At 60.8% G+C, this 12,365-nt stretch carries 11 protein-coding genes; 3 read left to right on the plus strand and 8 right to left on the minus strand.

Annotated elements, in window-relative coordinates:
- Window positions 1-28: 28 nt before the first annotated feature.
- Window positions 29-277, minus strand: a complete 249-nt coding sequence (locus DCO47_RS14065; protein ID WP_042610412.1) for a hypothetical protein — start codon at window positions 275-277, stop codon at window positions 29-31.
- Between the two features lie 166 nt (window positions 278-443).
- Here DCO47_RS14065 and DCO47_RS14070 point away from each other — a divergent pair, with 166 nt between their 5' ends.
- Window positions 444-1,085, plus strand: coding sequence for a class II glutamine amidotransferase (locus DCO47_RS14070; protein ID WP_083354321.1), 642 nt, complete (start codon window positions 444-446; stop codon window positions 1,083-1,085).
- A gap of 90 nt (window positions 1,086-1,175) precedes the next feature.
- Window positions 1,176-1,517, plus strand: coding sequence for a hypothetical protein (locus tag DCO47_RS14075; RefSeq protein WP_116658298.1), 342 nt, complete (start codon window positions 1,176-1,178; stop codon window positions 1,515-1,517).
- A 709-nt stretch (window positions 1,518-2,226) separates the two neighbouring features.
- On the opposite strand, the gene DCO47_RS14080 is transcribed toward DCO47_RS14075, so the two are convergent.
- From DCO47_RS14080 to DCO47_RS14095, 4 genes are all read right to left on the minus strand, one after another.
- On the minus strand, window positions 2,227-3,183 hold the full coding sequence (locus DCO47_RS14080; RefSeq protein ID WP_083352955.1) for a 2-hydroxyacid dehydrogenase: 957 nt from the start codon (window positions 3,181-3,183) through the stop codon (window positions 2,227-2,229).
- A 31-nt stretch (window positions 3,184-3,214) separates the two neighbouring features.
- Window positions 3,215-3,973 carry an SDR family oxidoreductase gene (locus tag DCO47_RS14085; protein ID WP_042610293.1) on the minus strand — a complete coding sequence of 253 codons (759 nt, stop codon included), beginning with the start codon at window positions 3,971-3,973 and terminating at the stop codon, window positions 3,215-3,217.
- 33 nt (window positions 3,974-4,006) lie between these two features.
- Window positions 4,007-4,699, minus strand: a complete 693-nt coding sequence (locus DCO47_RS14090; RefSeq protein WP_116658299.1) for a fumarylacetoacetate hydrolase family protein — start codon at window positions 4,697-4,699, stop codon at window positions 4,007-4,009.
- A 99-nt stretch (window positions 4,700-4,798) separates the two neighbouring features.
- Entirely contained in the window at window positions 4,799-6,148 is a 1,350-nt protein-coding gene (locus tag DCO47_RS14095) for an MFS transporter (RefSeq protein ID WP_042610295.1), read from the minus strand.
- A gap of 573 nt (window positions 6,149-6,721) precedes the next feature.
- Between DCO47_RS14095 and DCO47_RS14100 the strand changes: the two genes are divergently transcribed.
- Window positions 6,722-7,621 carry an AraC family transcriptional regulator gene (locus DCO47_RS14100; protein WP_116658300.1) on the plus strand — a complete coding sequence of 300 codons (900 nt, stop codon included), beginning with the start codon at window positions 6,722-6,724 and terminating at the stop codon, window positions 7,619-7,621.
- Between the two features lie 7 nt (window positions 7,622-7,628).
- On the opposite strand, the gene DCO47_RS14105 is transcribed toward DCO47_RS14100, so the two are convergent.
- The 3 genes from DCO47_RS14105 to yghU all read right to left on the minus strand — a co-directional run bounded on the left by DCO47_RS14105 (window position 7,629) and on the right by yghU (window position 12,224).
- The gene (locus DCO47_RS14105) at window positions 7,629-8,822 is read right to left on the minus strand and encodes a GAF domain-containing sensor histidine kinase (protein WP_116658301.1); all 1,194 of its coding nucleotides are present in this window, start codon (window positions 8,820-8,822) and stop codon (window positions 7,629-7,631) included.
- 127 nt (window positions 8,823-8,949) lie between these two features.
- Window positions 8,950-11,118, minus strand: coding sequence for a TonB-dependent siderophore receptor (locus tag DCO47_RS14110; protein WP_042610298.1), 2,169 nt, complete (start codon window positions 11,116-11,118; stop codon window positions 8,950-8,952).
- Window positions 11,119-11,384: 266 nt separating this feature from the next.
- Window positions 11,385-12,224, minus strand: a complete 840-nt coding sequence (gene yghU, locus DCO47_RS14120; RefSeq protein ID WP_116658302.1) for a glutathione-dependent disulfide-bond oxidoreductase — start codon at window positions 12,222-12,224, stop codon at window positions 11,385-11,387.
- Window positions 12,225-12,365: the final 141 nt, after the last annotated feature.

Raw genomic sequence — 12,365 nt, forward strand, 5'->3', positions numbered from 1 at the left:
GCCGGGCAGACCACTGGCGCTCCAGCATTCACTCTTGCGGGCGTAGCCAGGTGTCGACAACACGGCGATCGAGCTCTTCCCAGTAGGCCATGCCCAGCACCCGCGTGGTATTGAGCCCGCGCAGGTAACCGCGCAGTTGGTGTGCAGTGTCGCGAATCAATTGCGCATCGTCGGTGTTTTTGTCCAGCAGCACGGTTTCGTACTGGACCAGGTATTCCGCCACCCGCTCGCGATATTCGGGCAGCACGGCGTCACGGATCAGATCAAACGTTCTCAAGGCGAGACCCTCATCATTTTTTTTGGTAGGTCCAGTGTGCATCAGTCTGCGTGGCACGCAACTATTGCTGGAAGTAATAGTGACCATCAAGAAACGCAAGTTCTGCTTTGCCGGCGATCGGCGGAAAATCGCCTCCATCGAAGACGCAGCTCAAGGAAATTGCGCGATGAACATTCTGACTCGACTGGCAATGATCGCCCTGCTGATGGGCGGGTTGGTGACCGCACCGGCTTACGCAGACGACGCCCGGTCGTGTCACCTGCAACCCATCGCCGCCAGCACCTCGGCGTTGCAGCACACGCAGACCGTGGGTGTATTGCTCAGCGAAAACACGCTGCAGAACCTGCAATACCTGGAGCGCTACCACGACATGGCGCTGAACGGCGCGAAAGACGCGCTGGACTCGCGAATCCGCGACGCCTTTGTCGGCAGCTCCGATCCGGAACTGGCGCTCGACTGGCTGGTGAGTTCGCTGCAGCAGCAGTTCGTCTCGGTGACTGTTTACGACAATCTCGATGCGCTGGTGCAGGCCCATCCGGATGTGGTGGTCAAGCTCGACACCTTCAATCGCTTGCTGACCCAGCGCAACAGTCTGGTCGAGGCGCGCTTTTCCGCGCGGTTCTACGACGCCGATCTGCAATACATCGGCAAGGCCGAAGGAGCGATCGAGCGAGAGCTGCCTTCGGTCTGGGTGCACAACCAGGCGGCGCCGCAAGTCGCTGCACAGATCAATCAGCAGCGTGACCTGCAACTCGACGCGCTGAAGCAATTCGATGTATCGCTCAAGGCCTTGGTGGCCTCGAGCTGATTCTCAAAAAAAATTGAATGGCAGCGGCGATGCCGTGAAGTCGAACCGTTGCCGGTTGAACCGAACCTTTATTTTCAGGATTACCCCCGGATGCGTGCTTTATTCGTGCCTGCCATGGCTTTGGCTTCCCTGTTGCTCGCTGGTTGTGCTTCGGCGCCGAACGATCCGACCCTGACGTTGCAGACCAGCAAGACGCCTGCGCAATACGCTGAGTGTGTGGTGCCGAAGTTGCAGGGCAGTGCGTTGAATCCGACGGTTTCGCAGAGTCAGCGCAGTTATCGGATTGTGGTGCCGAGCAAGGTGTCGGCGGATAACGTGCTGGAGGCCTACAAGGCGGGCAAGGGTGGCAAGGTGTTCATTTATGAGCGGCGTTTGCTGGCGTCGAATTTGTTGCCGTCGAGTTTTGAGCGGGCGGCTCAGGATTGCATTTGATCTGAGCGCTTGGGTGGTTTTTTACAGAGCTCCTTTGGTTGGCCGCAACCAACCAATTTTTTGGCCCCACACTGGTTTTCCGGTTGTGGGGTTTTTTTTGGGGGCTTGGCGGCCTTTGGGCCGACCATGCTCCTTTTGGGTTTGGGTGTATATCCGTTTCTGCGGTAACGGCTTCTTATGGTTCCGCTCTTACAGCGGGTCACTTTGGCAGACGCCCCAAAGTAACCAAAGGTCTGTGCCCTGACGTTCGGCCCGCTCGCTTAGGCTCGGGGTTCCTTCGCTGCGGGATCGATCCTGGCGCAGCGGCTCCGGTTTGCTTCGCTGCACCTACACTCGCTGTGTCCGACTGCGTCGTACGGTCGCTACGCTCCCACGCCCGGATCAATCCCTCCGCTCAGCCTGCCGACGGGCTCCAGGATCAAAAGCGGGACTCGAGCTTGCGCTCATTGTTTGTAGGAGCTGCCGAAGGCTGCGATCTTTTGATCTGGCCTTTGCTTTTGCTTTTCTGTTGAGAGCAAGCCTGCATTGGACGTTGGGTGTTGGCCAATTCCTGTCCACGCCACAGAAACCTGTGGGAGCTGGCTTTCCAGCGAAGGCGGCCTGACAGACGCCCCATTTCTCACTGAATGTACGCAATCAAACCTGTGGGAGCGAGCCTGCTCGCGAAGGCGGTGTGTGCCGCGATCACGAACAGCGCTCCGGAACCCGTTCACCCAGTCACACACCCAGCCGGCACTTTTCCCGCAAACGTATCTACCAGACTCGCCACCACCATTTCCCCCATCCGCGTACGCGTCTGCAATGTTGCACTCGCCCGATGCGGTTGCAGCACCACCTGTTCGTTGCCAAACAAAACTTCTGGCACGTTCGGTTCGTCGACGAACACATCCAGCCCAGCCCCGGCAATCTCGCCAGCCGCAAGGGCGGCGACCAGATCCGTTTCGTTCACCAGTTTGCCCCGGGCGACGTTGACTAGGTAACCGTCCTTGCCCAGCGCCTGCAGCACTTGCGCGTCGATAATCGCTTCGCCCTTGTCCGCCGCAGCGGCGAGGATCAGGGCGTCGCTGTCGCGGGCCAGTTGTTTGAGGTCGGCGACGAAGGTGTGGGGGACGTCGCTCATGGGGTGCAGATCGGTGTAGCTGATCGGGCAGCTGAAGGCGGCGGCGCGGGTGGCGATGGCGCGGCCGACGCGGCCCATGCCGACGATGCCGATGCGCATGCCGGAGACTTGTCGGGCCAGGGGCAGGGGCGCGAGGGGGGTTGGGCTTTGCGGCCATTGGCCGGAGCGTACGTAGCGGTCGCTGGTGCACAGGCCGCGGCAGACCGAGATGAGCAGGCCGATGGCGAGGTCGGCGACGTCTTCGGTGAGGGCGCCGATGGTGGCGGTGACGCGGATGCCGCGGTCGCGGGCGTAGGCGAGGTCGACGGCGTCGGTGCCAACGCCGTTGACCGCGACCACTTCCAGGTTTGGCAGTTGCGCCATCAGCGCCTGGCTGATGCCGGTGTGGCCGCCGGTGATGACGCCGCGGATGTTGGCGCCGTGTTCCTCTATATAAGCGGGCTTGTCTGTCTGCTGGAAGTAGCGGCGTACGGTGAACAGTTCTTCCAGGCGCGCGTTGATTTGCGGGATCAGGATCGGGCTCAGTTGCAGGATTTCTGGCTTCATGGCTACCTCGTTACGCAATAAAAAGGCCGGCTCAACCGCGGCCGGCAAACGGCATGGCGCTGGCCATGACGGTCATGTTCAGGACGTTGGCCGACAGCGGCAGGCCGGCGATGTAGCGCACCGCATCGGCGACATGTTTGACGTCGACCATTGGCTCGACGGCGATGCTGCCGTTGGCCTGGCGCACGCCTTTAGTCATGCGCACCGACATTTCCGTCAGGGCATTGCCGATGTCGATCTGGCTGCAGGCGATGTTGAATTCGCGGCCGTCCAGTGCCAGGGATTTGGTCAGGCCGAGCACGGCGTGTTTGCTCGCGGTGTAGGCGCTGCTGAACGGGCGCGGTGTGTGTGCGGAAATCGAACCGTTGTTGATGATCCGACCGCCTTGAGGCTGCTGTTTGCGCATCAGTCCGAACGCGCCACGGGCGCAGAGGAAGACGCCGTTGAGGTTGGTGTCGATCACGTTGCGCCATTGCTCGAACGTCAGTTCATCTAGCGGCACGGCGGGGGCATTGACCCCGGCGTTGTTGAAGACCACATCGAGGCGGCCGTAGACCTCGGCAATCGTCGCAAACAGCACGTCGACACTGGCCGCATCACGCACGTCAGTGGGTACCGCGAGTGCTTGATGACCTTGGCTCTGCGCCAGTTCGACCAGTGCTTGCAACGGCTCGGGCCGGCGGCCGGCGAGCACGAGAGTGAATCCATCGGCCATCAGGCCCAGCGCCACGGCGCGGCCGATGCCACTGCCGGCGCCGGTGACCAGCGCGACTTTCAAAGGGGTGGTCATATTGTTGTTCTCCTTGTCTCAGAATTCGCCGGATCAGGGCCGTGGCCCGACGCGCATTTGCAATTGACCGATGCCGTCGATGCCAGCGCTGATCACGTCGCCCGGTTGCAGGCTGTCGACGCCGGCGGGGCTGCCGGTCATGATCAGGTCGCCGGCGCGCAGGGCCACGGATTGCGAGATGCGGCTGATCATTTCGCTGACCGACCAGATCTGGCTGTCGAGGTTGTCACGCTGGCGTTCTTCGCCGTTGACGTTCAGCCACAACTCGCCCTCGGGATGGCCGGAGCGGCTCACCGGGACGACGGCGGTCATCGGCGCGGCGCCGTCGAACACCTTGGCGCCTTCCCACGGCAAGCCGTTGCTCTTGGCCGCGCGTTGCACGTCGCGGCGAGTCAGGTCGAGACCGGCGGCGTAGCCCCAGACGTAGGCCAGAGCCTGATCTTCAGGAATGTTGGCACCCCCTTCACCGATAGCGACGACCAGTTCGATTTCGTGAACGAAGTCCTCGCACACCGAGGGGAAGGCCACGTCGCCGACGGCATCAACCACGCAACTGGCCGGTTTCATGAAGAACACCGGTGGCTGGCGCGAATGGCCTTGAGTGTCCGGCCACGGGTAGTTGCGCCCGACACAGAACACCCGGCCAACGGGGAAGCGTTGTTCGCTGCCGAGTACCGGCAGGGTTACGGGCAGATCCGGGGTAAAGACGTATTCGGTCATGTTCATCCTGCGGGTCATCCTGTTTGAAAGGGCAGCGTACGGCGGCTGGCGTCGGCGAAGTTGGACGAAAGCCGCCTGCGTTTGGACAAATCCGGGTTTTTCCGCTCAGCGCACCTTCAGTTCGATGCGATACAGGCGTCCGAGCAACAACGAGTAGGAGAGCGTGCCGATCAGCGCCACGCCGCCAATGAACCAGAAGGCATAGGCGAAGGTGCCGGTGGCGTGGACGATGGCGCCGATCACGATCGGCGTGACGATGCCACCGATGTTCGCCGCAAGGCTGGTGATGCCGCCGGTGAGGCCGATCAGCTCTTTCGGCGCTACTTCCGAGACCGCCGCCCAGGACGATGACGCGATACCTTGGGCGAAGAAGGCGATGGTCAGCACGGCGATGCAGATCAGGTTGGAGTCGGTGAAATTCACCAGCACGATCGACATGCCCAGCATCGAGCCGACCACCAGCGGCAGCTTGCGCGCAAACGACATCGAGTAGCCGCGACGGATCAACAGGTCGGAAACGATGCCAGCCAGCAGAATTCCCACCGTCGCACCGACGAAGGGCAGTACGGCGAAGATCCCGGCCTTGATCATGGTCAATTTGCGTTCTTCGATCAGGTAAGTCGGGAACCAGGTGAGGAAGAAATACAGCGCCGAGGTGCTGGCGAATTTGCCGATGCAGATCGCCCAGATCTGCCGATAACTGAACAGCTCGGCAATCTGCCGCCAGTTGAAACGGGTGCGTTCCTGACTGCTCTTGACCAGACCGCCGCCGGTTTCGATGTACTTCAACTCCTCCTGGCTGACTTTCTTGCAGTTCAGCGGATCGCGATACAGGTACAGCCACAGCACACCGAAGACAATGCCCAGTGCGCCGGTGCTGTAGAACACGTGGCGCCAGTCGAAGGTGGTCGCCAGCCACAGCAGCGCGCCGGTGAACAGCGCCGTGCCGAGGTACTGGCCGCACACGTAGATGCTGCTGGCCAGCCCGCGTTCCCGCGCCGGAAACCACACCGTTACGGCACGGCTGTTGGCCGGGAAGGCCGGGGCTTCCATGGCGCCGACCGCCAGACGCAGGCCGAACAGCGAAGCAAAACCGCTGGCGAATCCTTGGCAAACGGTAACGGTCGACCAACTGATCAGCGACACGCCGTAGGTGAAGCGCGAGCCAAACCGGTCGGCGATAAATCCCGCCGGCACCAGCGCCAAGGCATAGGTCCAGGCGAAGGCGGAAAAGATCAGGCCCATTTCGATCTTGTCCAGGCCCAGGTCCTTGGCCATGAACGGCGCGGCAATCGAGATGTTCACCCGGTCGATGTAATTGATGATCGTCGCAATCAGCAGCAGCGAAAGCATGAACCAGCGCCGCCGGGTGGGCAGGCGCTGCGACGAGACGGCATCGCGTGCGCCGGCAATCACCGGCGGCACCGTGGCACTGGAAGAATGGGAGTTGGACATGCGGAGACCTCGTTATTGTTAGAAGAGTCGAGATTTTTCGAGCAGCCGACGCCGTTGCCCGCAACGTGTGGGGCAAGGCGATCGAACGGCTTGCAGCGCGGGTTTCAGACGTTCAGGAACGTCTTTCTGCGATTGACTTGAAGGGACGGTCGGGCTGGGCGGCGAGGGGGAATAGCAGAATCATGACGTGCGCACCTTTGATTGTTTTTGAAAGAGGTTGGGCTGCGTTGTCATCACAGTGGTCGTACAACGGTTCTAAATCAACCGGCGGGTTAGAACGTTTTTTCTTCAAAAATGGGGATTGGGCGAACCTGTCCAAAAAAATAAATACGATTTTTCTTGATAAAAAGGATCACATAGTCATCTTAATCACTTGATCAATAACGGTTATCTGCATTTCGATAGCAATTCAGTTTTTGGACAGGCGCGTCGCGAGGCTTGTCTCATAAAACCCATTGTCATCGTATGACTCATTGCCGCATACCGCTCAACCCTGCAAGATGACAGGCGCCACCTCACTGCCCGGAGGACCTCACGCCCGTGTCTTCACCCAGCCGTATTCCGACCTACGTCATGCAGCAGCGCAGCGAATTGACCGATTTCTACATTCGCGACAAAAAGGGTCGGCGCGCTGAAACCGCGCCTCACCGGCACGAGTACTTCCAGATCCAGATCAACCTCGGTGGCGACACCGTGCAGCACATCGGCAGCGTGCAGCGGCCGTTCCCGCGCAACACCCTGGCGTTCATCCTGCCCCATCGCGTGCATGTAATTCCGCATCCCGAGGACAGCAATTTCATCGTCATCAACTTTTCCCAGACGTTCCTCTTGCCGCATTTGCAATGCGACCCGATGGATCTGGAAGAAGTGTCGATCCTGCTGGCGCCGGAGCTGTCGCCGTTCCGCTTTCAGGAGCATCTGGATTTCATTCTGGGCGATGAGGATTTCGCTCAGGTCTGCGGTTTGATCGAGCAGATGCGTGCACTCGATGAGAACCGACAGTTCGGCACGCGGGAAATGCTCAAGGGGCTGTTGCTGCAGATGATTGGCAGCGTGTGTTTTCTCTATGCCGAACCGCTCAAGCGTCTGGCGGAAGAGAATGCCGCCGAGAACAGCCGTCGCGACGCCCTGAGCCGGATGTTCGAATATTTGCGGAAGAACATCGCCGATCCTGATCTCAACCTGATCAAAGTCGCCGCTGCGACCTATCTGTCACCGACCTACCTGACGCACTGGCTGCGCAAGGAGATCGGCAAGACGTTCACCGAGCTGGTGCTGGAGCGGCGCATGCACGCAGCGCGCAATTTTTTGCTCAACAGCACGCGCTCGGTGGGCGAGGTGGCGCGCTTGTGCGGGTTCGCCGACGAGGCCTATTTCTCCCGACGCTTTCGCCAGATTCATGGCCAGCCGCCGGGGCAGTTCCGTCGGCGCCAGCTCAACCCGGACACGCCGCAGACGCCGTTGAACACCTGAGCGGCGCTCAGACCCACTTGAAGCGCGCAGGGAAGCGCGCGACGAAACAGGTGCCTGCTTTGCTGTCGGAGGTGACGCTCAAAGTGCCGTTGTGCGCATTGGCAATTTGCCCGGCAATGTACAAGCCCAGCCCCAGCCCTTCGTTGCGCTGACCCGCTTCGGAACGCGAGAACGGTTCGAACAGCAGCGGCATCAGCGCCGGCGGAATCGGCGCGCCCTGGTTGGTCAGGGAAATGACCATCTCGTCGCCCTCGGCATACGCCTTGAGCACGATCGGCTCGGCCGTCGAGCCATGGGTCACGGCGTTGCCCAGCAGGTTCGACAACAGCTGGCTGATGCGCAGCGGGTCGCAATAGACCCCGGTCGGCACTTCAAGCGAATCAATGAACTGCGCCTGCGGGTACGCCACCTGGATCTCGTCCAGGGTCTGGCGCAGCGTTTGCTGCAAGTCATCGACCAGTTTGCGCTGCACCGGAATTCCGCTGCCGAGCCGGCCTCGAGCGAAGTCGAGAATGTTTTCGATCAACACGCCCATGCGTACCGAGCTGGTGCGGATCGCCGACAGCAGCGTGCGCGAGCGCTTGTCCTCGGCCTTGCTTTCGAGCAGGTCGGCACTCATGCGAATGGCGCTCAGTGGCGTGCGCAAATCGTGGCCTAGCACCGCAATGAATTGCTCGCGCAGACGGCCCATCTCGTTGGCATCGGCCAGGGCGGTTCTGGTTGCGTGCAGATGACCTTGGGTATCCAGGCTCATGGCGATCAGTTGGGCGAAGAGGGTAAGGGTCTTTTCGATGGCCGGGTCGTCGAGGTTCGCCGGAACCGAATCAATGGCGCAGAGTGTGCCAAAAAACTCGCCATTGGCCTTGATGATCGGAATCGAAACGTAGCTTTCCAGACCATAGGTTTTCGGCGTGTGGTGCGTGGAGAAAACCGGGTGCTGGCTGGCATGGCCGAAGATCACCGGCTGATGGTGCTGACGGATCTCATGACAAATCGTCGATTCCAGTACCAGTTCGCCGCCGGGCAACAGGCCGAAGTCTATCGAGTCATCCACGGCGCAAGCGATCCACTTGCTCTCGGTGACCCGCGCTACAGCGGCGAATCGCATGCCGGTCGTATGCTTGACCATGCTCAGGATCACCGGCACCGCGTCAATGCTGCCGATGGCTTGGAGGTCGGAGGAGAAATCTGTCTGGGGCATGGCCGGCGCTTCGCGAAAGTGTCGCCAGAGACTATCGGTTATTGCCGGCCATGCCTAATGAACGTGCAAAAAAAGGGCGCCGGGAAAACTCCCGGCACCTGTCGTGCTGCGTGCTGAGCCTGTCGACTCAGAACTTGTACTTGGCCGTCATCATGTAGCTGCGCGGCGTGCCGTAGTTGTCGGTCGAGCCCCACGTCACGTCAGTACCGATGGACGAGTAGTACTTGCGATCGAAGATGTTGTTGGCGTTGACCTGCAGGTCGAGGTGTTTGTTGACCTCGTAGCCGGCCATCAGATCGGTGACCGCGTAGCCACCCTGTTCCAGGCGATAGCTGCTGCCGTTGGCCAGGGCGATGTCGTTGTACATGCGGCTCTGCCAGTAGACGTTGCCGCCCACCCGCAGTTTTTCCAGCGGGCCTTTGAAGCGGTACACGGTGGAGACCTTGAACAGGTGCTCGGGCATGTCGGTGTCGAACTTCTGGTTGTTGTTCGCCGGGTTTTCGTCCTTGATGTAGTGGGCGCGGGTATAGGTGTAGCCGGCGCCGACTTGCCATTGCTCGGTCAGCGCACCTTGCAGTTCCATGTCCACGCCCTGGGCGCGAACCTTGCCGGAGGTTTCGTAGCAGGTCAGTTCCGGGCAGCCGAGCTGGGTCGCCGCCTGGGTGGCGCGGTTGGTCTGGTCCATCTGGAACACCGCCACGCTGCCGTTCAGGGCACCGTCGAAATATTCGCCCTTGATGCCGACTTCGTAGTTTTCACCGACGATCGGCTCAAGCACTTTGCCGCCGAGGTCTTTCTGGGTTTGCGGGGTGAAGATGTCGGTGTAGCTGGCGTAGACCGAGTGATGGTCGTCGAGCTTGTAGATCAGGCCCGCATAACGGGTCAGGTTGCGGGTGACCTTGAAGTCGCCATCGGCAGTGCGATCGTCGTAGTCATACCAGTCCAGACGACTGCCGAGGATCAGTGTCAGCGGATCGGCCAGGCTCAAGCGTGTGGTCAGGTAAACCGCGTCCTGGGTGGTGACGTTGCGCGACTTGCCGCTGCGCACGAAGTCAGGCTTGGGCGCGCCGATCGGCAGGCCTGTGTCGTAGGGCGAGTATTCCTTGGTGGTCGCGTCGTAGACACGATTGCTCGCGCCGACCACTAACTCATGTGTACGGCCGAACGCTTCGAACGGGCCGCTGGCAAAACCGTCGAACGCGCGTTGCTTGTCGGTGTGGTGCGATTGGTAGGCGGTGGTTTCCAGCGGGCCGTCGTAGCGCGACAGGTATGTGCCGGAGAATTCGCCCTCGAGCGTTGAAGTCGAACCGCCGAGGTGCAGTTTCCAGTCGTTGTCGAACCGGTGTTCGACTTCACCGAACACGGTATCGACCTGCAGCTTGCGGTTTTCCCAATCGGTGCCCGGGTAAGTGGAGCGGGGCAAGTCGAGGTGATGACCGTTTTCACCGATCGGCAGGCCACCCCAGAAATAGTTGGTCTGGTCGTTCTGCCGCGAGAAGCCGAGGGTCGCGGTGGTGCTGTCGCTCAGGTCCGCTTCACCGATGGCATAGAACAGCCCGTGATCGTTTTCTTCCTTGTCGCGGAAACTGTCGGCGCCCTGATACGACGTCACCACACGGCCACGCAGCGTGCCGCTTTCGTTCAGCGGGCTGGAGGCATCGACTTCGCCACGGTAGTCATCCCAGCTGCCGGCGGCGCCGGTGAGCGTCACGCGCTGATCGGCGGTCGGACGCTTGCGCACCATGTTGATCGCTGCCGACGGGTTGCCGGCACCGGTGACCAGACCGGTTGCGCCACGGACGATTTCTACCCGGTCGAACATCGCCAGGTTCGGCTGCACCGCCAGTGTGAACGGCGAATACGAGCTGGGCAGGCCGTCGTACATGATGTTGTCGATGTCGAAACCGCGCGCCTTGTAAGTCTGCCGACCCGGGCCGCTGGCCTCGCTGAGGAACAGCCCCGGCGTGCCCCGCACCACGTCGTTGACGCTGGTCATGTTCTGGTCGTCCATGCGCTGCCGCGTGATCACCGTTACCGCCTGCGGCGTTTCGCGCATGGTCAGCGACAGCTTGGTCGCGGTCTGCATCGGGCCGGTGGTGTAGGACTGCGTGTCTTCGGTGGTGCTGCTCATCTGCGTAGCGCCGATTTCGGTCGCTTGCAGTTCCAGCGGGCCATTGGCTGGCGCGGTGGGGGCGGTTTCTTCGGCGAGGGCAGGTGCGATGCTGACCATGCCGATGGCGATTGCGAGGAGGTTAGGTGAAAGGTTCGAACGGCGGTGGATGGTGTGAAACGACATCTATCTGCTTCCCCAAGATGACCCAAACGAAACTGATGCGAGTGCATGTAAGAATTATTCGCATTAGTATGTAGGAAGTTTCCGGAGGAATAAACCCGTACGGTTCAGTTAGTTAATGATTTTTTCACAATTGGATCTGGTGGCTTTTCAAACAAAAGTGGGAGCGAGCCTGCTCGCGAGGGCGGTGTATCAATCAACAGATGCGTTGTCTGACACTCCGCTTTCGCGAGCAGGCTCGCTCCCACAGGGTTATGCGGTGTCTGGAATCAGTCCAGATCCTGCGCACCGTGCCGCTCCGGCACCTGACTGTCTTCATCACCCCAGGTGCGGTTCACCCGTTGTCCACGTACGACCGCCGGGCGCTTGGCGATGTCTTCCGCCCAGCGCTGTACATGGGTGTACTCATGGGCCGCGAGGAACTCCGCCGCCGAGTAGACGTTGTTGCGCACCAGTTGCCCGTACCAGGGCCATACGGCGATGTCGGCGATGGTGTAGTCGTCACCGGCCAGATAGGCGTTGTCGGCGAGACGGCGGTCGAGTACATCCAGTTGCCGTTTGGCTTCCATGGTGAAGCGATTGATCGGGTATTCGAGCTTCTCTGGCGCGTAAGCGTAGAAATGCCCAAAGCCACCGCCCAGATACGGCGCCGAGCCCATTTGCCAGAACAGCCAGTTGAGGGTTTCGGTACGACCGGCCGGATCCTTGGGCAGGAAGGCACCGAACTTTTCCGCGAGATACAGCAGGATCGAGCCGGACTCGAACACCCGGATCGGCGGCTCGACACTGCGATCCAGCAGCGCCGGAATCTTCGAGTTCGGGTTGATTTCGACAAAACCGCTGGAGAACTGATCGCCTTCGCCAATGCGGATCAGCCACGCGTCGTACTCGGCCTCGCTGTGCCCGAGCGCGAGCAACTCTTCGAGCAGGATGGTGACTTTGACGCCGTTGGGCGTGGCCAGCGAATACAGCTGCAAAGGATGCTTGCCGACCGGCAGCTCTTTGTCATGGGTCGGCCCGGCGATCGGGCGGTTGATGCTGGCGAAGTGGCCGCCGGAAGGCGCTTCTTGTTTCCAGACCTTGGGCGGAACGTAAGACGCATTGCTCATGAAACGGACCTCGTCGATGCTGGGAGAGAACAGGTAGACACCGTAGGGAAAAATTCCGGCGGGTGCCAGCCCCCACAGATTTATCTGCCAACCCAAATCCCCTGTAGGAGTGAGCCTGCTCGCGATAGCGGTGTATCAGGT

It is taken from the genome of Pseudomonas sp. NDM, assembly GCF_003105095.1.
Lineage (GTDB): Bacteria > Pseudomonadota > Gammaproteobacteria > Pseudomonadales > Pseudomonadaceae > Aquipseudomonas > Aquipseudomonas moraviensis_A.